The following is a 24,155-nucleotide window of genomic DNA, read 5'->3' on the forward strand; positions in this document are numbered from 1 at the left end:
TCAGCGCGGCTTCTGAGCCAGGATGAAGGCCGCGAGGTCCTGCGCCTGCCGCGCCGTCAGCCCGTGGTCCGGCATGTTGGCATGGGGCTGGCGGACATAGGTGGCGATGGTGCCTGCCGTGACGTCCGGCCGCGCCGCGATGGCGGAAAAGGGCGGAGATCGCGGGTTCCGGCCAGCGGGCGCGCGGGCCGAGATGGTGTGGCAGTTGCTGCAGACCTGCCGCGCCAGCCACTCGCCGCGCTCCGCTGCTTCGTCGGCATGCGCCGCCGCGGGCAGCGCCGCGATCACCGCCAGCAGAAGCAGGCGCATCGGTCTCATCCTGGTCTCCTTCCCGGATCATCCGGGACGACTCCAGGCTAGGCGCTGCCGATACGATGCTCATTGCGCCGGATCAATCCCTGCTCAGTAGGTGGCGCGGCCGCCCGAGATGTCGAAGACCGCGCCGGTGGAGAAGCTGCAATCCGCCGTGCAGAGCCAGCAGATCAGCGCCGCGATCTCCTCCACCTCCACGAAGCGGCCCATGGGGATCTTGGACAGCATGAAGGCGATGTGGGCTTCCGTCATCTGGTTGAAGATGTCGGTCTTGGCGGCCGCGGGGCAGACGCAGTTCACCAGCACGTTCTTCGTCGCCAGCTCCTTCGCCAGCGACTTGGTATAGCCGATGAGGCCCGCCTTGCTGGCGGAGTAATGCGCCGCGTTGGGGTTGCCTTCCTTGCCGGCGACGGAGGCGACATTGACCACGCGCCCCCAGCCATTGGCGATGAGGTGCGGCACCACCGCGCTGGCCACGATGAAGGGCGCGTTGAGGTTCACGTCGATCACGCGGCGCCACTGCGCCACGGGGATCTCCCAGGACGGCATGTTGCCGCCGGTGATGCCGGCATTGTTGACCAGCAGGTCCACCTTGCCATGCGCCGCGACCGTCCGCCGCGTGGCCTCCGCCACCGCGGCCTCATCCGCCAGGTCCAGCACCTCCGCCGTCACATTGCCATCGGCGGCCAGCGCGGCGCGGCTTTCCTCGGCCTTGGCGGGGTCCATGTCCCAGATGGAGACGCTGGCGCCGGACTGCACCATGCGCCGCGCCACCGCGAGGCCGATGCCCCGCGCGCCGCCCGTGACGATGCCGACGCGGCCCTGGAGATCGAGCTTGTTCATCGCGCGTGCTCCTCAGCCACGGCCGACGAAGGGCATCTTCGTGGCCATGATGGTCATGGTCAGGACGTTGGTCGCCAGCGGCCAGGCCGCCATCTGCGCCACCGCCTGGCCGACATGGTCCACATCCATCAGCGGTTCCGCCTTGATGGACCAGTCCGCCTGCGGCACGCCGCGCGCCATGCGTTCCGCCATGGGCGTCGCGGCATTGCCGATGTCGATCTGCCCGACCGCGATGTCGAAGCGGCGGCCATCGAGGTTCATGGACTTGGTCAGCCCCGTCACCGCATGCTTGGTGGAGGTATAGGGCGCGCTGCCGGGCCGCGGCGCATGGGCGCTGATGGAGCCGTTGTTGATGATGCGGCCGCCCTGCGGGGACTGCTTCGCCATCATCTTGAACGCCGCATGGGCGCACAGGAACACGCCGTTGAGGTTGACGTTCACCACCTTGAACCACTGCTCCGCCGTCAGCTCCTCGAACGGCGTGCCGGGCACGTTGTTCCCGGCATTGTTGAACAGCAGGTCCAGCCGGCCGAATTCCTTCTCGATCGTGGCGAAGGCGGCGTCGATCTGTGACGGCTCGGTGACGTCGGCGGGGACGACCAGGGTCTTGCCCTTGCAGAGCCCCGCCGTCTCCTCCAGCGCGTCGCGCCGGCGGCCGAGCAGGGCCACGGTCCAGCCATCCGCCGCCAGCGCGATGGAGGCGGCGCGTCCCACGCCCGATCCGGCGCCGGTCACGAGCGCATATTTCTGGGCCATGATGGTTTCCCCCTGGGATGTTTCGGCGCGCAGGGTGGATCGCCCGGCCCCTTCATGTCCACCCAGGCCAGGCCTGGCGGGCTCCGCCTGACCCCCATGCTGCGCTGCGGCCTTGCGGCGCGGGGCATTCCGATGGGATAGCAAAGATTACCGTCTCCCCGCCGGACAAAATCGCCCCATGAGCATCCACGCCGCGCTGACGCACCGGACAACCTACAGCTACGACCGGCTGGTCGGCATGTCCCCGCAGTTGATCCGGCTGCGCCCGGCACCCCATTGCCGGACCCCCATCCTCTCCTACTCGCTCGACATCCAGCCGAAGCCGCATTTCCTCAACTGGGTGCAGGACCCCCAGGGCAACTTCATCGCCCGCGTCGTCTTCCCCGACCGCGTCCGCAAGTTCGAGGTGACGGTCGATCTCCTCGCCGATTTGGCGACGATCAACCCCTTCGACTTCTTCGTGGAGCCGCAGGCCGAGGCCTTCCCCTTCGAGTACGATCCCGTGCTGGCGCAGGAACTCGCCCCCTTCCGCCGGGTGGACGCCCCGGGCCCGCTGCTGGAGGCCTATCTCAAGGACATCCCGCGCACCGCGCCCAACACGGTCAACTACCTGGTCGACCTGAACCAGAGGCTCTCCACCGAGATCGGCTACATCGTGCGCATGGAGCCCGGGGTCTGGACGCCGGAGGAGGTGCTGGGGAACCGCAAGGGCTCCTGCCGCGACTCGGGCTGGCTGCTGGTGCAGATCCTGCGGCACCTCGGTTTCGCCGCGCGCTTCGTCTCGGGCTACCTGATCCAGCTCGTGCCCGACGTGAAGTCCGTGACAGGCCCGGTCGGCACCTCCGTCGACTTCACCGACCTCCATGCCTGGTGCGAGGTCTATGTGCCCGGTGCGGGCTGGATCGGCCTCGACCCGACCTCCGGCCTGCTGGCCGGGGAGGGGCATATCCCACTGGCCGCGACGCCGGAACCTGCCTCCGCCGCCCCCATCACCGGCGGCGTGGACAAGGCGGAGACGGAGTTCGGCTTCCACATGGAAGTCCGGCGCGTCGAGGAGACGCCCCGCGTCACCAAGCCCTATACCGAGGAAGCCTGGGCCAGGATCGCCGCCCTCGGCGCGAAGGTCGATGAGGCGCTGATCGCCGGTGATGTGCGGCTCACGGTCGGCGGGGAGCCCACCTTCGTGGCGGAGGCCGATCGCGACGGGGCGGAATGGAACACGGCGGCGCTCGGCCCGACCAAGCGCGCCTATGCCGGCCGGCTGCTGCGGCGCCTCGCGCCTCTCTGGGCGCCCGGCGCGGCGCTGACCTATGCGCAGGGCAAGTGGTATCCGGGGGAGCAGCTGCCGCGCTGGGGCCTCTACTGCCATTGGCGCGCGGATGGGGAGCCGGTCTGGACCGATCCCGCGCTGCTGGCCAGCGACGACGACAAGGGCGATGCCACGGCGCAGGATGCCGCCGAGTTCGCGACCGTGCTGGCCAGCCATCTTGGCATCGACCCGACGCTCCGCATCCCGGCCTATGAGGACATCCACTACTACCTCTGGCGGGAGAAGAAGCTGCCCGCCAATGTCCTGGCCGAGGATGCCAAGCTGCGCGACCCCATGGAGCGCGCGCGGCTCGCGAAGCTGTTCGGCCAGGGGCTGAATGCGGAGGTCGGCAGCGTGCTGCCGCTGCGCCGCTGGGGGGAGGGCGCGGCCCGTGCCTGGGAATCCGGCACCTGGGCGCTGCGGGAAGGGGAGCTGTTCCTCATCCCCGGCGACAGCCCCATCGGCTACCGCCTGCCGCTGGACAGCCTGCCCTGGGCGAGCGAGGAGGCGATCGAGGCCGAGCCGGAGCCCGATCCCTTCACCCGCCGCGAAAAGCTGCGCCCGCGCCGCGACCTGCCGGAGGGCCGCGCCCGCATCGTCGAGCAGCCCTCGCCCGAGCCGGGGCGGGAGGAGCCGGGCGTGGTGCGCACCGCGCTCTGCGTGGAGGCCCGCAACGGGCTGATCCACTGCTTCCTGCCGCCGCTGACCTTGGGCGATGACTGGCTGGACCTGGTCGCGGCCATCGAGGCGACGGCGCGCGACACGGGGCGCAAGGTCTTCCTCGAGGGCTATCTCGCGCCCTCCGACCCCCGCCTGCTGCATTTCTCCGTCACGCCCGACCCCGGCGTGATCGAGGTGAACATCCACCCGGCGACCGGCTGGCAGGACCTCAGCACCCGCACCGAACAGCTCTACGAGGAAGCCCGCCAGGTCGGGCTGGATTCGCAGAAGTTCATGCTGGATGGCCGGCATGTCGGCACCGGCGGCGGCAACCACATGGTCATGGGCGCGGCGGAGGTGGCGGACAGCCCCTTCCTGCGGCGGCCGGACCTGCTGAAGTCGCTCGTCGGCTTCTGGCACAATCATCCGAGCCTCTCCTACCTCTTCAGCGGCATGTTCATCGGCCCCACCAGCCAGCATCCCCGCGTGGACGAGGCGCGCGGCGATGCGGTGCATGAGCTGGAGACGGCACTCGCCCAGGTGCCGCCGCCGGGGACGCAGACGCCGCCCTGGATGGTGGACCGCATCTTCCGCAACCTGCTGGTGGACATGACCGGCAACACCCACCGGACGGAGTTCTGCATCGACAAGATGTATGACCCCTCCGGCCCCTCCGGCCGGCGCGGCCTGGTGGAGTTCCGGGGCTTCGAGATGCCGCCGCATTGGCGCATGTCGCTGGCGCAGCAGGTGCTGCTCCGCAGCCTGGTCGCCGGCTTCTGGCAGCGCCCCTATGAGCGGCGCCTCATCAAGTGGGGCACGCGGCTGCATGACGATTTCATGCTGGAACACTATTGCCGGCAGGATTTCGGTGACGTGCTTGAGGAACTATCGGGCCTCGGCTTCCAGCTGGACCCCGCATGGTTCGCGCCCCATTTCGAGTTCCGCTTCCCCAAGGTCGGCACGATTGCGGTGCGCGGCATGGAGCTTGAGCTGCGCAACGCGCTGGAACCCTGGCATGTGCTGGGCGAGGAAGCCTCCGCCGGCGGCACCACGCGCTATGTCGACAGCAGCGTGGAGCGGCTGCAGGCGCGCGTCACGGGCTGGGTGGAGGAACGCTTCACCCTCGCCTGCAACGGCGTCGCCGTGCCGCTGCAGCCCACGGGGACCGAAGGCGAATACGTCGCCGGCGTGCGCTTCAAGGCCTGGGACCCGCCCTCCGCCCTGCATCCCACCATCCGCGCCCAGGCGCCGCTGACCTTCGATGTCTATGACGGCTGGACGGGCCGGTCGCTCGGTGGCTGCACGCATCACGTGGCGCATCCCGGCGGGCGCAACTACCAGACCTTCCCGGTCAATGCGAACGAGGCCGAGGCGCGGCGCCGCGCGCTCTTCCTGCCCATCGGCCATACCCCCGGCCCGATGGCGCCGCCGCAAATCGTCACCAGCCGCGCCACGCCGCGCACCCTCGACCTGAGGCGCGCCAGCTGACCCACCTGGCGGCGCCGGCGGGTGAAGCCCCGCTCCGGCTGGAGGATGCCCAGCTGGACGAGATGGTGGATGGCCGCGGCCGCGTGCGCCCGCATTGGCGCGGGCTGCTCGGCGCCTATTCCTCCCTCGGCTACCCCGCCGTGGCGGAGCGCGCCCGTCGCCTGGACCGCGCCTTCGAGGAGGAGGGCGTGGCGACGGTGCTGGCCGCGGATGCCAGCGGCGGCGGCCCGCGATCCCGCCGCCCCTGGCGCTGCGACCCCGTGCCCCTGATCCTGCGGGCGGAGGAGTTCGAGGCGCTGGAAGGCGGCCTTGCCCAGCGCGCGCGACTGCTCGCCGCCATGCTGGACGACCTCTACGGCCCGCAGGCGCTGCTGCGGGAAGGCGTGCTGCCGGCGGCGCTGGTGGCGGGCAACCCGCATTTCCTCCGCCCCTGCCGCGCCCCCGCGCCGCAGCCCTTCCCGCGGCTGATGTTCTACGGGGCCGACCTGCTGCGCGGCCCGGATGGCGAATGGCGCGTGGTGGCGGATCGCTGCGGCGGCGCCAATGGCGTGGGCTTCGCGGCGGAGAACCGCGCGCTGCTGGCCCGCGTGCTGCCGGAAGCCTTCCGCGCCGTGCAGGTGCGGCCGCTGCGCCCCTTCTTCGATGCCTGGCTCGACGGGCTGCAGAACCTGGCGCCGCCCGGCGTGGACAATCCCCGCATGGCGCTGCTGACGCCGGGCGCCAAGCAGGAGACCTGGCTGGAGCACCTGCTGCTGTCGCGTGAACTCGGCCTGGAACTGGTGGAGCCCGGCGACCTCACGGTGCGGGACGGCCAGGTCTTCCTGAAGACGCTGCGCGGGCTGCGCCGCATCGACGTCATCCTCCGCCGCATCAAGGGGGAGCAGTCGGACCCGCTGGAATTCAATGCGGGATGGGGCGTGCCGGGGCTGATGCAGGTGCTGCGCGCCGGGGCCGTGCGCCTCGTGAACGCGCCGGGCTCCATGCTGGTGGAGGCGCCCGGCGCCGCCCCCTACCTCCCCGCCTGCGCGCGGTTCCTGCTGGGGGAGACGCTCTCGCTCGGCGCGCTGGAAACGCTGTGGCTGGGCGACGAGGAGTCGCGCCGCATCGTGCAGGCGGACCCCGATGCCTGGCGGCTGCGCTCCGCCTTCGATCCCGCGCAGCCCGTGGCGCTCGGGGCGCTCGACGTCTTCTCGGGTCGCGGCACGACGCCGCCCTGGATGGTGGCGGCGACGCGACCCATGGCGCCCTCCGGTGCGCCGCGGCTGATGGGGGAGAGGCTGGACCCCGCCCCTGTGGTGCTGCGCATGTTCCTCGCGCGCGATGCCGGCGGCGCCTGGCGCGCCATGCCGGGGGGCCTCGCGCATGTGCTGGAAGGCGGGGGCGCGGAGCCGCAGCGCATCGCCGGGCCGCCCCCGCGCCGCGGCGCCGCCAAGGATGTCTGGGTGCTGGCGGAGGATGGGGGCGACATCCTCGGCCCCGCCGCGCCGCGCGTGGCGACGCTGCCGATCCGCCGCTCCTCCGGCGAATTGCCGTCCCGCGTCGCGGATGACCTCTACTGGCTCGGCCGCTACCTGGAACGGCTGGAAGCCAATGCCCGGCTGACCCGCGCGCTGCTGGCGCGGCTGCTGCGCGGCGCCGCCCTGCCGCGCGAACTGGCCGAGATCCGCGCCCTGACGCGCTGCCTGCATGCCTCGGGCATCCTGGATGCGGAAGCGGCGGCGAGCCCCGCGGATGGCACCAGCCTGCCGCGCGCGCTCCTGGCCGCCGCCAGCCCCGCCGGCGCGCTGACCACGCTGCTGGAGATGGTGGAACGCCCCCAGGCCGCGGTGCGGGACCGGCTGACGCATGACATGTGGGCCGCCTTCGCGCAGTTGAGCCAGGAAGGCCGCGCCCGGCTCGCCGCCGGCACTACGGGGCTGGATGCGCTGGTGGAGGCGATGGGCGCCATCATCCGCGCCTGCACGGGCCTGTCAGGCATCGCGGCGGAGAACATGGTGCGCGGCGGCGCCTGGATGTTCCTCGACCTCGGACGGCGGATCGAGCGCGCCACCACCACCGCGCGCAACCTGGCCCATGCGCTGGACCAGCCGCCGCGCCGGATGGAGGCCGGGCTTCGCCTCGCGCTCGAGATCTGCGACAGCGCACTGACCTACCGCGCCCGCTACCTCGCCACCGTGCAGCCCGCGCCGGTGCTGGACCTGGTGCTGGCCGATCCCGGCAATCCCCGCGCGCTCGGCTTCCAGCTTAATGCGGTGAAGGACCGCCTGGCGGAGATCGGCGGCGCCGATGATGCGCTGGCCGCGACCGCCTCCGTCCTCGCCGCCCGGCCGCAGCGGCTGGTGGATGAGGTGCTGATGGAGGTGGACCGCGACGCCGCCGCCGCCCGCCTGCCCGATGCCCTGCTGGCGCTGGAGCATGAGACCGCGGCGCTGTCCGACGCCGTCGCGCGGCGCTATGTCAGCCATGTCCGCGCCCGCGCGCTGGACGAGGACGAGACGGGGGGAGCGGCATGAAACGACTGGGCGATCGCGATGCCCCCCGGCCGCGTCTCGCGGCCGAGGCCGCGAATGCGGCCCGCCGGTTGTCCGGCGAGCCTGGCGCGCGGAGCGCGCGCCCGGCGCCTGAGGGCAGAAAAGCAATGCCAAGCGGTCGCCGAAGGCGGCGCTTGGCATGACGCGATACGCGCTGCGGCACCACACGGCGTACAGCTATGGCAGGGCGGTGGACCTGGCGTCCCACCTGCTGCACCTGACGCCGCGCGCGGTGCCCGGCCAGCGCGTGGAGGCCGCCGCGCTGCACGTGGCCCCAGAATTCGGCTACCGCGTCGATGGCCACGACCATTTCGGCAACGGCGTCACCTGGCTGTTCCTGGAAGCCCCGCACGCTGCCTTCGAGGTGACGCTGGAAGCGACCGTCGATGTCGCCTTCGCGCCGCCGCCGCCCGATGCCGCGACGCCGCCCTGGGAAGCCGTGCGCGATGCCGCGATGCGGCCGGAGGGGTGGGAGGCCGCGGAGTTCGCGCTGCCCTCCGCCCTGGCGCCGGCCGATCGCGCGGCGGGGCTCTATGCCGCGCGATCCTTCCCGGCGGGGCTGCCGGTGCTGGCGGGGCTGCGCGACCTCTGCGCCCGCATCAGGCGGGACTTCGCCTTCAAGCCGGGCGTCACCACCATCTCGACGCCGGTGGCGACCGTGCTCGCGCTGCGCGCCGGCGTCTGCCAGGACTTCGCGCATCTGATGATCGCGGGGCTGCGGGCCCTCGGCCTGCCCGCGCGCTACACCAGCGGCTATGTCCGCACGCGCCCGCCGCCCGGCCAGAAGCGGCGCCAGGGGGCGGACCAGTCGCATGCCTGGGTCGGCTGCTGGCTCGGCCCCGCGCAGGGCTGGGTGGACCTCGACCCCACCAACGACCTGGTGGTGTCGGATGAGCACCTGCTGCTGGGCTGGGGGCGGGACTATGCCGATGTCAGCCCGGTCAAGGGCATCCTGCTCGGCGGCGGGCGGCAGGGGCTGGAGGTCAGCGTCGATCTCGTGCCCGTGGATGAGGAGCAGGTCGCGTGACCATCACCTTCGCCACCTACAACATCCAGTACGGCAAGGGGCAGGACGGCGCCTACGACCTGGAGCGCATCGCGCGGGAGGTGGAGGCCGCCGACGTCATCGCGCTGCAGGAGGTGGCGACCGGCTTCGCGCGCAACGATTTCGTCGACCAGGCGGCCTGGTTCGCCGAAAGGCTCGATCGCTACGCCGTCTACGGCGCGCCCTATGACGTCGATGCCAGCTACCGCGATGCCGCGACGGGGCGCGTGGTGAATCGCCGCCGGCGCTTCGGCAATGCGGTGCTCTCCCGCTGGCCGATCCGATCGACGCGGACGCTGGTGCTGCCCTTCAACCCGCCGGCGCGGGACCAGGACATCCAGCGCTGCGCGGTGGAGGCGGTGCTGGACCTCCCCGGCGGGCCGATCCGCGTCTATTCGCTGCACCTCTCCCACCTCACGCCCGGCACGCGGACCCCGCAGGTGGAGGCGCTGAAGGCGATGGTCGCCAGCGCGCCGCGGGACGGCATGGCCTGGGCCAATGAGCGCAACACCGACCCGACCTGGGCCGAGGGCTGGGCGGAGCCCGCGCCGCCCGAGCCCTGCATCCTGTTCGGCGACTTCAATTTGCGCCCTTCCGACCCGGAATATCCGCTGCTGGTCGGCGACCTCGGCCTTTCGGGGCCGCGCGTGCCGCTGCGCGGGCAGTTCGTCGATGCCTGGGTGCAAGCGGGCCATGCGGAGCGCACGGGCTGCACGCTGGCCGAATGGAAGGGAGAGCCGGGCGGGCGGATCGACTATGCCTTCCTCCACCCGATGCTCGCCCCTGCGCTGCAACGCGCCTGGATCGGCGATGATGCGACGGGCAGCGACCACTACCCCTTCTTCATCGAGATGGCGCTCGGCTGACCTTCGGTATCGACAGGCGACGCTTGGGCGCCATCGAGATGGCGCTCGGCTGAGCCTCCGGTCGCGGCGTCCTCCTGACAACGGAACGCGCCTGTTGAAGCCCGGCCGCCGGACGCGATAAGCAGGAAGGGGGAACGGCAACCGGGGGTGGTGGGCCATGCATCCGCTGGACTGGTCGCGGCGCGACGCGGAACTGGCGCTGGCCGCCATGAAGGCGGTCTTCACCCTCTACGGCAAGCGGGACCTCGCGCCGATCCATGCCGAGTTCCTGCTGGCCATGCGCGATGCCGTCTTCCGTCAGCCTGAGCTCGATCCGCTGGCGGTGCGGCCGGTCGGGCCCGGCGAATTCGCGGCGCTGGTGCCGGTGACGGAGCATCGCGAGCGCGCGCTCGAATACCTCACCATCGTCCCCTATGTGGACGTGGACATCGAGCCCGCGAAGGCGGAGCTGGTGCGGGAATATTTCGCCTTCGTCGGCCGCGGCAGCGATGCGCTGAAATTCCTCGACAACATCGCGCACCAGCATGTGCGCGCCAGCCAGTTCTGCATCGCGCGAAAGCTGCTGCCGAAGCTGCTGCCCGGCGGGCCGGTGACGCAGGTGGCGCGCGCCATCCGCATGCTGCGGGAGAACCGGGGAGACGCCGCCAAGGCCGCGCGCTTCCAGGCGCTGGGCCGGCTGCCGGAACGCACGCTCGGCAATGTCTTCTACCGCTTCCACCGCGCCCGCGGCTTCGCCCTGCCCGGGGAGCCCGGCTGCATGCCGGAGGATCTGCTGGCGCTGCACGACATCACCCACATGCTGTCGGGCTACAACACCGACGCGAACGGCGAGATCTGCGCCAATGCCTTCGCCGGCGGCTCCATGCCGAAGCATGCGCTGATGATCGCCGTGACGGGACTGCTGTCCTTCCACAACAAGGGCGGGCTGGACCAGAGCGGGAAGTACGCGGCCTCCACCGGCAACCTCAACCCGCGCGAATTCGCCAACGCCTTCCAGCGCGGCATGGAGAGCACCTGCCTGGTCGGCTGGGACTACCATCGGGACTGGGAGACGAGCGTCGATGAATTGCGCGCCCGCTTCAGGATCCGCGACGCCGCCGACATCTGGGACGACCCGCCGAGCGAGGAGGCCATGGCCCTGATGGCGTGATCGCCACCCTCCCTTGACCGGTGTCGCCAGCGGGGCGGAAGCTGGTTGTCAAGGAAGTTGGGGATGGAAACGATGCTGCCTGGTTCACGCGCCGCGCTGGCGGCGCTGCTGGCGATCGGCATGGCGCAGGGCGCTGCCGCGCAGCCTCGCCAGGCCGTGCATCCCGGCACGCCCCAGCCGGATTGCGAGCGGATGGTGGGCTTCGACCGCAACGTCGTGATGCCGGGCTACCGGGCGGAGGAAGGCGGCCAGGCCGTCTGCATCCCCTTCATGCCGACCGCCCAGTTCACGCCGCCGGGGTATCGCGGCGACTTCCATGCCGATGAGTTCACGGATGCACGCATCCGCGCGCGCTACGTCGCCTGCCAGGCGGATGCCGGCTGCCTTGCCGCTGCGCGGGCTGGCGCCACCACCTTCACCTCCGCGGAGCGGCGCCGCACCGGCACGGTGGATGCGAGTGGCCTGGTGGACCCGCAGGGCGCGGTCGATCTTCGTGCCATCCGCCGCCCCGCCTTCTTCGCCCGCTGGCAGGAGCCGATCGCTGCGGCCGAGTCCCGCACCTTCACGGTGGAGTTCACCGTGCCGCGGGACAGCTATGAGCGCCTGCACCTGAACCGGCACGATCCCATCAGGCTGCGCGGCTGGTACCTGGAGGGGCAGGGGATCGAGGTGGGCGCGGGGCGTCGCCGTGCCCTCGTCATGCTCAACAATGGCGGCGGCAACGAGATCACCGGCATCGACGACCCCGAGGCGAATGGCGTCACGCGCAACGCTCAGGGCGCCTTCGTGCCCGATGCCGCCGCCGCCACGCGGTCCGAACAGCCGGGCATGCGGCACTGGCGCGGCTTCGCCGCCGCGCTGAACGCGGCGGGCTTCGACGTGCTGGTCAGCGACCGCCGCGGCAACGGCATCTCCGGCGGCGTGTCCGGCTTCAACACGGCGGAACAGGCGCGCGACATCTGGCGGCAATTGCAGCAGCTGGAGACGGGGGATGGCCTCAGGATGCTGACCCCTGACGGCCAGCTGCTGGAAGGCCGCGCCGCCGGCGGCCGGCTGCTGGCCGGCATGGGGGCGGCGGGCATCCCCATCGTCATCGGCGGCTATTCCCGCGGCAGCTACACGACGGCCTGGGCCATGCACCAGAACTTCGTGGAGGACTGCAACCGCGACCAGCCCGGCACCGCCTGCGCACCGCCGCGCGGCCAGCCCAACATCCGCGGCGCGATCCTCTATGGCCCGAACGCCGGCGGCCTCGGCTGGCGGCTCGCGGGCCATGACATGATCGAGGCGGCGCTGCGCACGGAGCGCAACACCACCTACTACCCGGATGGGGAGGTCTATGCCGGCATCGCGCAATGGCCCGCGCTGATGGTGGTGAAGGGCACCTACGACTACGTGGAGGGCCTGGAAGGCTCCTTCGCCGCCTTCCACCGCGCGCGGGGCCTCAGGGAGATCCACCTCTTTCGCGGCCCGCACCAGCTCAACACGCAGGCGCCGGAGGCGATGCGCATCGTGGGCGAACGCATGGTCGCCTTCTCCCGCGCCGCGGTGCTGGGGGAGCCCGCGGCGCAAGGCTTCCGCGAACCGCGCGACCTGCGCGACGCGGTGCTGGCCTCGACCCCGATCTGGGGCGCGACGACCGGCGCGGTGCCGTGACTTGAGCGGGAGTTCCGGCCGGGCGTAGCGTGGCGCCGGTCAGCGGAGGATCGCCCATGAAGATCGGCCTCGTCGGTGCCACCCAGGCCGCGGTGGCGGGGCTCGGCGCCCCCCGCGAACTCGCCGCCATCGCGGCGCCGGGGACGGAGATCCAGGCCTTCCCGACGCGCATGCCGGTCTTCGCGCATACGCCCCTGGAATTCGCCATGCAGGCGCTGAACACGGTGGAGGCGGGCGTCGCGGCCGCGGCCGCGGGCTGCGACGCGCTGGTGATCAATTCCTTCTCCGACTACGGGATCGCCGCGCTGAAGGCCGCGGTGGACATCCCCGTGGTGGGGGCGGCGGAGGCGACGCTGCGCTTCGTCGGCACGCTCGGCCCGCGCTTCGCGATCGTCACGGTCTGGCCGCCCTCGCTCGACTACATGCCGCGCCAGGTGATGCGGGAGGCGGGGGCGGAGGGTGGCTGCGTCCGCATCCGGCATGTGGGGGCGGAGGAGGTGGTGGCGGGCAGCGCGCGGCCGGATGGCTATGTCAGCGCGCTGCAGAATGGGCAGGGCGACATCCTGGCCCGTATCCAGGCCGCCTGCGACGCGGCGGTGGCGGAGGATGCGGTGGATGCCATCATCCTCGGCTGCACCTGCATGTCCCCGATCGCGGATCGGCTGAGGGCGGCGGTGCCAATCCTGAACCCGCTGGGCGTGGCGCTGAAGGTGGCGGAGATGCAGGCGGTGCTCGGCCTGCGTCCGGTGGCGACGGCGCCTCGGCGGCTGCAATCCCTGGCCCGGCTGTCGCAGATGGTGGCCGCTGGCGCGACGCTGGGAACGGATGGCGACTGTGCCGTCTGCGCGGTGGCCGCCGCTGCCGAATAGCGGGCGGCAGTGGCCTTTTAGTCACTAAGCCCTTTTAGCCGGTTCTGCCGATTATGGGCGTTTAGCACCGATTTTCGAGGGCGGCGGCGAAGGTGCCAGGGGGCAGGGCGGGCTGGATGCAGTGCAGGCGCAGGATGGCCGGAACATAGAGCGAACATAAGGCGCGCTGCAAGTGTTTTCTCCGCGGCCGATCAGCCCTCGGCCCCGCCGCGCCCCAGGGCGGAGAGCCGCGCCGCGGCTAGGCCGATGATCGCCCGCCGGGCTGCGGCATCGGCCGTCGGCCAGGCCTCGATCTCGGCCAGGGTCCGTCCGCAGCCATCGCAAAGGCCAAGATCGGGCCGATAGCGGCAGCTGCGGCGGCAGGGGGAGGCGACCTCCCCATCCGGCGGCTCAGCCACGCGCCGCGTCGCCCGCCAGTCGCCGCAGCACGGTATCGAGCCCGTGGGCGGTGCCGGACACCGCATCGGCCCCGACCAGCCCGGCCAGCCAGGGGCGCTGCGCGAAGAGGCGCCCCGACAGGCGGATGCGCAGCGCCTTGTTGGCGGAGGCCTCGCGGAAGCGGCCGAGCCGCCGGCGCAACAGCCCGGCGCCGTCCAGCCGCTCGAAGCTCGGGCTGAGCGACAGGTCGAGCAGGTCGTAGCGCCCCGCCCGCAGGTGGCGCGCCAGCGCCATGTCGTTCTCCTCGATCTCGAAGCCATGCGCCCAGCCCGACATCCACAGCCATTCGGAGGCGAGGGTGGCGCCGAGGCCATGCGGTTCCCCGGGCATCGGTGCGACCAGCACGGACGGCAGCAGCGGGCGCGGCGCCACGATCCCCGTGGAACGCCCGAGATGCCGGACGAGCGCCTGCAGGCGTCCGAGCGCGATCGTCACCTCCCACTCCGAGAGCGCATCCTCCACCCAGAGGTCGCCCAGGCGGCGCGCGGCAGGTTCGAAGAGGGTGGCGACATGGCGCCTTCCGTCGCCGCGGCCGGCCGGCAGCGCGATGTCCTCCACCGCGATCCCGGGTTCGCCGAGCAGGGCGAGGAAGCGGGCTAGGTCCTCCGCGCCGGCCATGACCGGGGTGGTGCGCGGCACGGCGCCCCGGATGAGCGGCAGCAGGGCGGTGCCAGGCTGCGGTTCGGACCCGTCGCGCGGCGCCAGGCCGAGCGTCGCCATCGTCTCCGTCAGCCGGTCCGGCTCGGCGTGGAGGGCCTCGATCAGCGGTCCCGGCAGGTGCAGCGCGGCGGGTGCCGCGGCGTCGGCGGCAAGGCGCATGTCCCAGCCGGCGAAGCAGCGCGAGGCGACCGGGCCCTCCGACACCACCTCGATCGAGTCATGCCGGCGATCCAGCGCGATCGAGCGCATGAGGGTGGCGACGCCGGCGGGTGGGCCTTCCAGCCATTGCAGGTAATGCCCGCGATCCGCGATCAGCAGGCCGGTCACGCCCTCACGGTGGTTGCGCCGGCGCGCGGCGGCCAGCAGGTCACCGAGGGGGCCGGCCGCCAGCGGCAGCACGGCGCGGCTGCGATAGACGAGCCGCGTCAGGCGAGTGGGATGCGGGGTTGCCGTCTGCGAGGCGGGAAGCGCGACCACTGGCATGCACGTCTTCCTCCGGCCCATGGCGGCCGGACGGGCATGCGTGCAGGGTCAGCCGCCGACGGCCTAGAGGCGTCGCGCAGGCCAAGACCCACCCGGCACACCCCGTCCGGTGATCCTCTGTGCCATGGCAGGTCTCCTGGCTCGCGGGTCGGTACCGGGCCCCGTCTTCCCGGGCCGGGGCCCAGTGACTCTGGTGGAGCCTGATTCGCCGCTCACAGTTGCGGGGGCAGCGACGGCCTGGGCGATGGCCCTTCCGTCTTCCCTTTTCACCCGGGGCGTGACACCCGGGCACCATTGGCGGGCCGAGCGTCCAGCCATTCAGACGCCGGTGTCAAGGAGAATTGACAGAAGGCGTCCGGATCGCGTGCATACGAACGGCACGATCGAGTGACCTGCGGCCGGCGAAGCCGGCCGAGGCCGCGACGGGTGCCCATGCGCGTTGCTCCGCAACGTGCATGGGGTCCCGGAATGCGGCCCGCGGCCAGTGCCGCGAAGCCAAGCCCGCGGAGCGGGCGCCGGCGATTGAGGCAGAAAAGACGACTACCAACGAGTCGCTGCAAGCGGCCGTTGGTATCACTCGATGCGGATATTGGCCCGGCGCGGCACGGCGGACCATTTCTCCACCTCCGCCAGGTAGAATCGCTGCCAGGCCTCGCGCTCCATCGGCGCCGGGATCAGGCCGAGGGTCTGGAGGCGCGACGCGACCTCCGGGACCCCCGCGATGCTGGTGAAGGCGGCATGCATGCGGTCCAGCGCCGCGGCGGGCGTTCCGCGGGGCGCGATGACGCCGAACCAGCTATCGGCCTGCAGCGCCGTGACGCCGAGTTCGGCGAAGGTCGGGACCTCCGGCAGCAGGGGGCTGCGCGTCGGGCTGGTCACGGCGAGCGCGCGCAGGCGGCCGGCGCGGACATGCTCCGCCACCTCCAGCACGTTGGAGACCATGAAATCGAGCCGCCCGGCGATGAGGTCCGTCTGCCCCTGTGGCCCGCTGCGATAGGGCACGTGTTCCAGGGTGAGGCCCAGCGCCTCCTTCATGATCTGGTGGGCGGGCTGCCAGCCGGCCAGCGCGGCGCTGCCGGTCTGCAAGGGGGCGCTGGCGGCGCGGCCGCGGGCGGCGAGCGCGGCCAGGTCCCGGTCCGGTGACCCGGCCGGCACCACCAGCACATTGGCGGAATTGCCGGCGAAGAAGAGGGCGGTGAAGTCGCCCGCGGTGTCGTAGGGCAGGCGGGCATAGAGGCCGGGCGCCACCGCATGGGCGTTCGGGATCAGCAGGATGGTGTGGCCATCGGGTGCCGCCTTGGCCACGCGGTCGGAGGCGATGGTGCCGCCCGCGCCGGTGACGTTCTGCACCACCATGGGCTGGCCGAGCAGGGGCTGCATCCGCTCCGCGAAGGTGCGGGCGATGATGTCGGTGGCGCCGCCCGCGCCATAGCCGACGATGAGGGTGACGGGCTTGTCGGGCCATGGCGCCTGCGCGCGGGCCGGCATCACGGCGATGAGGGGGGCGGCGAGGAAGGGCGAGGCAAGCAGCGATCGGCGCAGCATGCGCGTCACTCCACCACGATGTTCTGGGCGCGGGCGAGGTCGCGGAAGGTCGCGAGTTCGCGGGCCATGAAGGCGGCGAAGACCTCGGGCTCCGTCTGCTGCGGCATCTCGAGGAAGAGCTGCTTGTAGCGGGCGGCGGTCTCCGCGCTGCGGAGGAAGACCTGCGTCTCCTGCGCCAGGCGGGCCAGGATGGGCGCGGGCGTGCCGGCGGGGGCGGCGAGGCCGTGCCAGGAGGCGAGCTCCGCGCCCGGGTAGCTTTCGTTCAGCGCGGGCAGGTCGGGGTAGTCCGGCATGCGGGCGGGGGCGGTGGTGGCCAGCGCGCGCAGCCGGCCTTCGCGCAGCAGCTGGGCGGTGGTGGCGGCGACGTCGAAGCTGAGGTCGATGGTGCCGGCGACGAGGGCCTGCAGCAGCGGCCCGCCGCCATTGAAGGGCACATGCGTCATGCGGATGCCGGCCTTGGCCATGAAGAGCTCGACGCCGAGATGCAGCGAGGAGCCGACGCCGGAGGAGCCGTAGTTCAGCGCCTCCGGCCGCGCCTTCGCCGCGGCGACGAGGTCCGCGATGGTGCGGACCTCCGGCAGCTTCTGCGGATTCACCAGCACCAGCGCCGGCGTCACCGCCAGGTTGGAGATCGGGGAGAAATCCTCGATCGGGCGATAGGGCAGGGGGATGCGCCGCACCGCGGGCAGGATGGCGTTGGCGGCGATGTTGATGAGGCCGATCGTGTAGCCATCGGGCGCCGCCTTCGCGAGCGCATCCACGCCGATGGAGCTGCCCGCGCCGCCACGATTCTCGATCACGAAGCCCCGGTTGAAGGCCGCCTGGAAATGCGCGGCGAGCATGCGCCCGACCAGGTCCGCCGCGCCGCCGGGCGGGAAGGGGACGATGAAGCGGACGGGGCGGCTCGGCCAGGCGTCCTGCGCGCGGGCGACCGCCGGGATGGCGAGCGTGGCGAGGATGAGGCTGCGGCGGGTGGCACGCATGGGGGCTTCCTCCTGGGTGTTCCCTGCTGGCCTTGCGGGCCGTGGAACTTGGTTCCAGGATATGGACAGGGTCGGGCGGGGTCAATCGGGTGTGTCGATGACCCCCACCCGTGCCAGCGAAGGAAGGCCATGAACCGGCGCAAGCCGAACGAGGACGAGGAAGCAGCGACGGGTGGCGTGCAGGGCACCCAGGCCCTGACGCGCGGCATCGCGCTGCTGAACCTCGTCGCCGATGCGCCAACCCCGCCGCGCTTCGCGGAGATCGCGGACCGCGCCGGACTCGCGCGCCCGACCGCGCATCGCATCCTGGCCGCGCTGGTGGAGGCGCGGATGCTGCGGCATGACCCGCTGACCCAGACCTATGCGCTGGGCTCCCGCTTCCTGGAGATGGCGCACCGCGTCTGGGACGGCTTCGACCTGCGCGCCACCGCCGCGCCGGAGCTGGAACGCCTGGCGCGCCTGGCCGGGGAGACGGCGCGGCTCGCGGTGCTCGATGGCGATGGCGTGCTGTACGTGGACCAGCGGGAGGCGGAGCAGGAGGCGGTGCGCCTGGTCAACCGCGTCGGCGCCCGCGCCCATCCCCATGCCAGCGCCTGCGGCAAGGCCATGCTGGCGCAGCTGCCCGCCGCCGAACGTCGCGCGCTGCTGGACCGGATCGCGCCGCTGGCCTCGCCCGGGCCGCGCACCCTGGCCGATGCCACGGCGCTGGAGCGCGACCTGACCATCGCCGCCGCGCGGGGCTACGCCCTGTCGCTGGAGGAGGCGACGGCGGGGGTGAATGGCGTGGCCGCCGCGGTGCTGGACCGCCGCGCCCGGCCGCTGGGTGCCATCTGCCTGGTGGGGCCGGCCTTCCGGCTGGGCGAGGCCAGGCTGCACGCACTGGGGCGGGAGGTGATGGAGGCGGCGCGCCGCATCTCCGGCAATGCCGCGGGCAGCGCCATGACGCTGACGGTCGCGCCGCGGCCGGCCGCCGTCTCCCCCGGCGTCACCGTCGCGGTGCGGGCGGAGGCGCTGCTGGGGGAAGGCCCGCTCTGGCATCAGGGGCGGCTGCACTGGGTGGATATCCTGGCCCCCGCGCTGCATCGCAGCGACCCCGAGACCGGCGAGGACCAGGTGACGCCCGTGGAGGAACTGGTCGCGGCGCTGGCGCCCCGGCGCGGCGGCGGGCTGGTGGCGGCGGCGCGGAGCGGGGTGCGGGCGCTGGATGGGCGCGGCCTCGGCGCCGTGCTGGCGGCGCCGCTGGCGGAGGGCGCGGGGCTGCGCCTGAACGACGGGAAATGCGACCGCGCGGGGCGCTTCTGGGTCGGCAGCCTCGCGCTGGATTCGACGCCGGATGCGGGGGCGCTGCACCGGATCGATGCCGATGGCACGGCGCGGGTGATGCAGGCGGGGCTGCATGTCGCGAACGGGATCGGCTTCAGCCCGGATGACCGGGTGCTCTACCTCGCGGACAGTGCGGCGCGGCGGATCGATGCCTTCGATTTCGATGTCGCCACCGGCGAGATCGCCAACCGCCGCCCCTTCGCGCGCTTCGCGGAGGGGGAGGGCGTGCCGGATGGGCTGACGGTGGATAGCGATGGCTTCGTCTGGGTCGCGCTCTGGGATGGCTGGCGCGTGGCGCGCTTCGCCCCGGATGGGCGGCCCGACCGCGTGATCCACCTGCCCGTGCCGCGGCCGACCAGCGTGGCTTTCGGGGGGGAGGGCTTCGACACGCTCTTCGTCACCAGCGCGCGCGTGCGGCTCTCCGCGGCGGAGCTTGCCGCGGCGCCGCTCTCCGGCAGCGTCTTCGCCATCGAGACCGGCGGGCTTCGCGGCCTGCCGGAACCCGACTTCCAGGGATGAGGAAACGAACCGCATGACCAGCCTCTCGGGCGTCTTTCCCGTGCTGCCCACGCCCTTCACGCCGGACAACCAGGTGGATGAGGCCGCCTTCCGCCGGCTGATCGATTTCGCGGTGGAGGCGGGGTCCGACGGCATCGTCTTCCCCGGCATGGCGAGCGAGGTGGAGACGCTGTCGGCCGCCGAGCGCGGGCGGATGGTGGCGGTGCTGGGGGATCATCTGGCCGGGCGCCTGCCCTTCATCGTCGGAGCTTCCCACGCCGATCCCGCCGAAAGCGCGGCACGGGCGCGGGAGGGCATGGCGGCCGGCGCGGTGGCCGCCATGATCATGGCGCCGCCCCATGCCGGGCAGGATGTGGGCAGGCAGGCGGCCTTCTACGCGGCGGTGGCGGAGGCCGCGCCCGGCATCGCCCTCATGCTGCAGAACGCGCCGGCGCCGAATGGCGCGGCGCTGTCGCCGGAAGCGGTCGCGGCCGTCGCCGCCGCCGTACCGGCGATCCGCTACGTGAAGGAGGAGACGCTGCCCTGCGGCCAGCATGTCACGCGCATCCTGGCCGCCGCCGATGGCAGGCTGGATGGCGTGATGGGCGGCGCGGGCGCGCGCTTCGTGCTGGATGAACTGGCGCGCGGTGCCAACGGCACCATGCCGGCGCTGGAACTGGCCGATGCGCATGCCGCGCTGTGGCGGGCGTGGAAGGCGGGTGACCGCGCGACGGCGCGCGCGATCTACCGCGACACGCTGCCGCTGCTGGCCTTCCAGATGACGTTCCGGGTGCGCGCGACGAAGGAGGTGCTGAAGCGCCGCGGCCTGCTGGACCACACCGGCGCGCGCGCCGCCGGCCCGAAATTCGATGCGGGCGACCTGGCGGAGATCGGGGAGCTGATCGAGACGGCGCGGCCGGCCATGACGATGTATCCGCCCCATGCCTGATCGCATCGAGAAGGTCAGCGCCTTCGTCATCGAGATCCCGCGCGAGGTGCCCTATCTCGGCCCGCTGCGCGACGGGGAATTCGTCAACCGCGCGGGCTACATCGTGCGGAAGGGCAACCGAACGCTCTATCCGACGAAGGATCGCAGCGTGGTGCTGCGCATCGACACGGAGAAGGGGCTGACGGGCTGGGGCGAGACCTACGGGATCGTCGCGCCGGAGGCGGTGCGCGCCATCGTGGATGACGTGCTGGCGCCGGTGCTGGAAGGGCGGGATCCCGCGGCGCCGGCGGTGATCCATGAGGACCTCTACGACCTCATGCGCGTGCGCGGCTTCTTCGGCGGCTTCTACGGGGATGCGCTGGCGGCGGTGGACATCGCGCTGTGGGACCTGCTGGGCAGGTCGCTCGGCGTGCCGGTCTCGACCCTGCTCGGCGGGCGGCGGCACGGGCGCATCCCGGCCTATGTCTCCGGCCTGCCGAAGGCGACGCTGGATGAGCGCGTGGCCTTCGCGCGGGAGTGGCAGGCGAAGGGCTTCGACGGGTTCAAGTTCGCCGCCGTCGTGGCGGATGAGGGCGCGGAGGCGGAGATCGCGGCGCTGCGGGAAGGGCTCGGCCCGCGCGCGCGGATCATGGCGGACCTGCACTGGAAATACACGGCGCCGGAAGCCATCCGCCTGATCCGGCGGCTGGAGCCGCATGGGCTTGCCTTCGCGGAGGCACCCTGCGCGCCGGAGGATATCGAGGGCACGACGCTGGTCGCGCGCAGCGTCGGCGTGCCGGTGGCACTCGGCGAGGAATTGCGCACGGTCTTCGAATGGCTGCCGCGCCTGGAACGCCGCGCCTTCGGCATCGGCCAGCCGGAGATGGGGCGCACCGGCATCACGGAGTTCGCCCGGATCGGCGCGCTGTGCCACGCCTACAATGTCGAGGTCATGCCGCATGCGACGATCGGCGTCGGCCTCTTCATGGCGGCGAGCCTTCAGGCCTCGAGCGCGCAGCAGAAACTTCCCTGCCACGAATACCAGCACAGCATCTTCGACCCCAACCTGCGCCTGACGAAGCCCACGGGCACGCGGCACATGGCGTGCGAGGCGGGGGCCTATGTCCTGCCGGACGGGCCGGGGCTGGGGGTGGAGCCGTCTGACGAAATGTTCACGCATCTCGTGTCGTAACGGGGCGACGTGGGGCGGCGAAGCAGGGGGCATGATCCGAACCGGAGACGCCGCCCATGTCGCCCTTCATCCCGCTCTCGCCCAAGGCTGACCGCATCCTGCTGCTGCTGGCCTGGCCGGCGGCGATCTGGATCGCCTTCGAATTCCTCTGGTACGAGCAGTACAAGCTGACGGGCAATGAGGGGTCCGTGTACCTCTTCACCATCCTCTCCGACTGGCTCGGCACGCCGGGCGGGGAGAAGCCCTTCCGGCTCTTCGTCGCGATCCAGGAGATCATCTGCGCGGTGCTGGTGCTGATCCCCCGCACGCGGATGATCGGCGCGGTGGGGTCGCTGGTGACGATGTCGGGCGCGATCTTCTTCCACACGGTCAGCCCGCTCGGCATCGATCCCTATGGCGATGGCGGGCAGCTGTTCAAGGAAGCGGTTTTCACCTGGTTCATGTCGCTCTTCGTCCTCTTCGCCCATCGGGCGGAGGCGGTGGCGCTGCTGGCGCGGCTGAAGGCGCGGTTCCTGCCGGTGGCGGCGTGAGCGGCGCGGTGCTGAAGCGTCCGCCGAGGGATCTCAGGCTGGACGTGCTGCGGGGGTGGATGCAGGTCTCCATCTTCGTCAGCCACGCCTTCGGCACCGCCTTCGCCTGGGGCATCCATGCGGCCTGGGGGGTCTCCGACAGCTCCGAGCAGTTCGTGCTGCTCTCGGGGCTGGTGTTGGGCTCCGTCTTCTCGCTGAAATTCGCGCGGGACGGGTTCGGCGCGGCCTGGCGGGATATCGGCATGCGGGCCGCCCGGCTCTGGCGCATGCATCTGCTGGTCTTCTTCGCCTTCGCCGCCATGGTCTTCGGCTTCGACCTCTTCACGCCGCTGGACGGCGTGGTGGAGGCGGGCGGCTGGTGCTGGCTGGCAAGCGAGCCCTGGTTCGCCATCCCCGGCGCGATGGTCGGGCTCTATCAGCCGGACTTCATGGGCGTGCTGCCGCTGTTTGTCCTCTGCATGCTGCTGCTGCCGGGCTTCGTGCTGCTGCTGACGCGTTTCGGCGCGCGGGCGCTGATCCTGCCCTGGGGGCTCTACATCGCGACGCAGGTCTTCGAGCTGCGGCCGCCGGCGCTGGGCGGCACCTATATCGCCTTCGATCCGCTGGCCTGGCAGGTGCTGTTCATGACGGGCATCTGGCTCGGCTGGCGGGCGCTGCATGGCGCGGGCCCGCTTGCGCGGCCCTGGTGGCTGGTGTCGCTGGCGGTGTCGGTGGTGCTGCTGGGCTTCTGGGTGAAGCTGTCCATGCATGGCTTCGCGCCGGAGATGCCGGCCTGGGTGCTGGCGCTGACGGACAAAGATGTGCTGGCGCCGCTGCGGCTCGCGCATGCGCTGTCGCTGGCCTGGCTGGTCTCCATCCTGGTGCCGCGGGAGGCACGCTGGATGCAGCAGGCCTTCCCGCAGGCCATGGCGGCGATCGGGCGGAACAGCCTGCAGGTCTTCTGCCTGGGCCTGTTCCTGTCCTGGATCGTGGCGGCGCTGTTCCGCCTGTTCCCGGCGGATCGGATGCTGCTGGATCTCGCGCTGATCCCGGCGGGCATCGCCATCCTCATCGCCTTCGCGCGCTGGCGCGAAGGCGACCGGAGCGTCTCCTACAGGGAGGCGACGGCGCGTTCCCAGTAGCCGAGGTCGAGGTAGCGATCGGGCGCGGGCGGCGTCCCGCCCCAGCTGCCCAGCACCTCCGCCCGCACGGCCAGCACGGTGCGGAAGCCCTGCAGGTCGAAGCGGCCATCGATGGCGGAGCCGGTTTCCGGCGCCGTCAGCAGTGCCAGGTTGCGGCGCGCCAGCGGCTGCGGGATGCGCAGCCGCTCCGCCAGCAGCGCCGTGACGGCGTCCGTATTGGCCGGCGCCAGCATCCAGCGGATGCCCTCGACATAGCCCTGGAGGTAGCGGTGGACCACGTCCCGGTTCGCCGCCGACCAGGCCCGCATCGCCCAGCCCGCATTGCCGAGATAGGGGCCGACCGCCTCCGTCACCGTGGACAGCCGCCGCAACCCGCGATCCTCCGCTTGCAGGCTGAAGGGCGGGTTGAGCATGGAGGCATGCGCGGTCGGGTCGTTGAACATCAGCTCGTAGCGGGCGAAGGTGCCGCCCGTCGGCCGGATCTCGTAGCTGCCGCGCGGCAGGCCGTTCATCGCCAGCATCTTGTAGCCGACCAGCGCATAGGCGGTGTTGGGCGCATCGACGATCAGCGTCTTGCCACGCAGGTCGGCCCAGTTCTGGATCTCCGGCTTCACGTAGAAGGCGTTGAAGGCGCTGTCGCCGCCGATGAGGATGCCGATGTCATGCCCGGCCTCCGCCATCGCCACCGCATTGTCCACGCCGGCCACGACCAGCTGGTGGTCCCCGGCGGCGAGGCCGTTGCGCAGCACGTCGGAATTGGGCGTGTTCTCGATCACCACGTTCAGCCCGCGCCGTTCGAAGGCGCCGGTGTGCTGGCCCGCGAAGAGCGGCAGGTTGGCCAGGCCCGGGAAGACCTTCACCTTCAGCGTGGTGGCCTGCGCGCGGGCAAGGCCGGGCGCGGCAAGCGCGGCGGCGGTGGTGCCGAGCAGCAGGCGTCGCGTGATGCGGATCATGGCGTCCGTTCCCTCC

The 24,155-nt window shown here is 71.9% G+C and carries 20 protein-coding genes and 1 riboswitch; of the genes, 12 read left to right on the forward strand and 8 right to left on the reverse strand.

Annotation, left to right across the window (positions count from 1 at the left end; genetic code table 11):
- The 3 genes from G3576_RS09480 to G3576_RS09490 all read right to left on the reverse strand — a co-directional run bounded on the left by G3576_RS09480 (position 1) and on the right by G3576_RS09490 (position 1,911).
- Complete coding sequence (locus tag G3576_RS09480; RefSeq protein WP_164694145.1) at positions 1–309, reverse strand: c-type cytochrome; 309 nt, start codon at positions 307–309, stop codon at positions 1–3.
- Between the two features lie 93 nt (positions 310–402).
- Positions 403–1,155 (reverse strand): SDR family NAD(P)-dependent oxidoreductase, encoded by a 753-nt coding sequence (locus G3576_RS09485; RefSeq protein WP_164694146.1) that lies wholly within the window; start codon positions 1,153–1,155, stop codon positions 403–405.
- 12 nt (positions 1,156–1,167) lie between these two features.
- A complete protein-coding gene (locus G3576_RS09490; protein WP_164694147.1) occupies positions 1,168–1,911 on the reverse strand; it encodes an SDR family oxidoreductase in 744 nt (247 codons plus the stop codon).
- Positions 1,912–2,089: 178 nt separating this feature from the next.
- Here G3576_RS09490 and G3576_RS09495 point away from each other — a divergent pair, with 178 nt between their 5' ends.
- From G3576_RS09495 to G3576_RS09525, 7 genes are all read left to right on the forward strand, one after another.
- Positions 2,090–5,368: a transglutaminase family protein gene (locus tag G3576_RS09495; RefSeq protein WP_164694148.1), complete on the forward strand. Its 3,279-nt coding sequence runs from the start codon at positions 2,090–2,092 to the stop codon at positions 5,366–5,368.
- A 62-nt stretch (positions 5,369–5,430) separates the two neighbouring features.
- Positions 5,431–7,881 (forward strand): circularly permuted type 2 ATP-grasp protein, encoded by a 2,451-nt coding sequence (locus G3576_RS09500; RefSeq protein ID WP_164694149.1) that lies wholly within the window; start codon positions 5,431–5,433, stop codon positions 7,879–7,881.
- A gap of 157 nt (positions 7,882–8,038) precedes the next feature.
- Positions 8,039–8,926: a transglutaminase family protein gene (locus G3576_RS09505; protein ID WP_164694150.1), complete on the forward strand. Its 888-nt coding sequence runs from the start codon at positions 8,039–8,041 to the stop codon at positions 8,924–8,926.
- A complete protein-coding gene (locus G3576_RS09510; RefSeq protein ID WP_164694151.1) occupies positions 8,923–9,810 on the forward strand; it encodes an endonuclease/exonuclease/phosphatase family protein in 888 nt (295 codons plus the stop codon). Before G3576_RS09505 ends, G3576_RS09510 begins: the two co-directional genes overlap by 4 nt.
- A 157-nt stretch (positions 9,811–9,967) precedes the next feature.
- Entirely contained in the window at positions 9,968–10,960 is a 993-nt protein-coding gene (locus G3576_RS09515; protein WP_164694152.1) for a Coq4 family protein, read from the forward strand.
- A 72-nt stretch (positions 10,961–11,032) separates the two neighbouring features.
- Entirely contained in the window at positions 11,033–12,616 is a 1,584-nt protein-coding gene (locus tag G3576_RS09520; protein WP_235951709.1) for an alpha/beta hydrolase, read from the forward strand.
- Positions 12,617–12,672: 56 nt separating this feature from the next.
- Positions 12,673–13,485, forward strand: a complete 813-nt coding sequence (locus tag G3576_RS09525) for an aspartate/glutamate racemase family protein (protein ID WP_164694153.1) — start codon at positions 12,673–12,675, stop codon at positions 13,483–13,485.
- A gap of 191 nt (positions 13,486–13,676) precedes the next feature.
- On the opposite strand, the gene G3576_RS09530 is transcribed toward G3576_RS09525, so the two are convergent.
- From G3576_RS09530 to G3576_RS09545, 4 genes are all read right to left on the reverse strand, one after another.
- Positions 13,677–13,883: a DUF1289 domain-containing protein gene (locus G3576_RS09530; RefSeq protein ID WP_207622741.1), complete on the reverse strand. Its 207-nt coding sequence runs from the start codon at positions 13,881–13,883 to the stop codon at positions 13,677–13,679.
- Positions 13,876–15,066, reverse strand: coding sequence for a BLUF domain-containing protein (locus tag G3576_RS09535; RefSeq protein ID WP_164694155.1), 1,191 nt, complete (start codon positions 15,064–15,066; stop codon positions 13,876–13,878). The genes G3576_RS09530 and G3576_RS09535 overlap by 8 nt, the downstream gene beginning before the upstream one ends.
- Before the next feature lie 109 nt (positions 15,067–15,175).
- A riboswitch (cobalamin riboswitch) is annotated at positions 15,176–15,377 on the reverse strand.
- Positions 15,378–15,639: 262 nt separating this feature from the next.
- Positions 15,640–16,611, reverse strand: coding sequence for a Bug family tripartite tricarboxylate transporter substrate binding protein (locus tag G3576_RS09540; RefSeq protein ID WP_164694156.1), 972 nt, complete (start codon positions 16,609–16,611; stop codon positions 15,640–15,642).
- A gap of 5 nt (positions 16,612–16,616) precedes the next feature.
- The gene (locus G3576_RS09545) at positions 16,617–17,594 is read right to left on the reverse strand and encodes a Bug family tripartite tricarboxylate transporter substrate binding protein (RefSeq protein WP_164694157.1); all 978 of its coding nucleotides are present in this window, start codon (positions 17,592–17,594) and stop codon (positions 16,617–16,619) included.
- 129 nt (positions 17,595–17,723) lie between these two features.
- Between G3576_RS09545 and G3576_RS09550 the strand changes: the two genes are divergently transcribed.
- The 5 genes from G3576_RS09550 to G3576_RS09570 are packed head-to-tail and all read left to right on the forward strand — an operon-like array spanning position 17,724 to position 23,186.
- Positions 17,724–19,436, forward strand: a complete 1,713-nt coding sequence (locus G3576_RS09550) for an SMP-30/gluconolactonase/LRE family protein (RefSeq protein ID WP_164694158.1) — start codon at positions 17,724–17,726, stop codon at positions 19,434–19,436.
- A 13-nt stretch (positions 19,437–19,449) separates the two neighbouring features.
- Positions 19,450–20,364: a dihydrodipicolinate synthase family protein gene (locus G3576_RS09555; protein WP_164694159.1), complete on the forward strand. Its 915-nt coding sequence runs from the start codon at positions 19,450–19,452 to the stop codon at positions 20,362–20,364.
- On the forward strand, positions 20,357–21,535 hold the full coding sequence (locus G3576_RS09560) for a mandelate racemase/muconate lactonizing enzyme family protein (RefSeq protein WP_164694160.1): 1,179 nt from the start codon (positions 20,357–20,359) through the stop codon (positions 21,533–21,535). Before G3576_RS09555 ends, G3576_RS09560 begins: the two co-directional genes overlap by 8 nt.
- A 56-nt stretch (positions 21,536–21,591) precedes the next feature.
- Positions 21,592–22,065, forward strand: a complete 474-nt coding sequence (locus G3576_RS09565) for a DoxX family protein (RefSeq protein ID WP_164694161.1) — start codon at positions 21,592–21,594, stop codon at positions 22,063–22,065.
- 8 nt (positions 22,066–22,073) lie between these two features.
- Positions 22,074–23,186 carry an OpgC family protein gene (locus G3576_RS09570; RefSeq protein WP_164694162.1) on the forward strand — a complete coding sequence of 371 codons (1,113 nt, stop codon included), beginning with the start codon at positions 22,074–22,076 and terminating at the stop codon, positions 23,184–23,186.
- Here the strand turns inward: G3576_RS09570 and G3576_RS09575 are convergent.
- Positions 23,156–24,139, reverse strand: coding sequence for an ABC transporter substrate-binding protein (locus G3576_RS09575; protein WP_164694163.1), 984 nt, complete (start codon positions 24,137–24,139; stop codon positions 23,156–23,158). The two genes, G3576_RS09570 and G3576_RS09575, sit on opposite strands and share 31 nt — an antisense overlap.
- Positions 24,140–24,155: the final 16 nt, after the last annotated feature.

Source organism: Falsiroseomonas algicola, from assembly GCF_011040385.1.
Taxonomy (GTDB): domain Bacteria; phylum Pseudomonadota; class Alphaproteobacteria; order Acetobacterales; family Acetobacteraceae; genus Falsiroseomonas; species Falsiroseomonas algicola.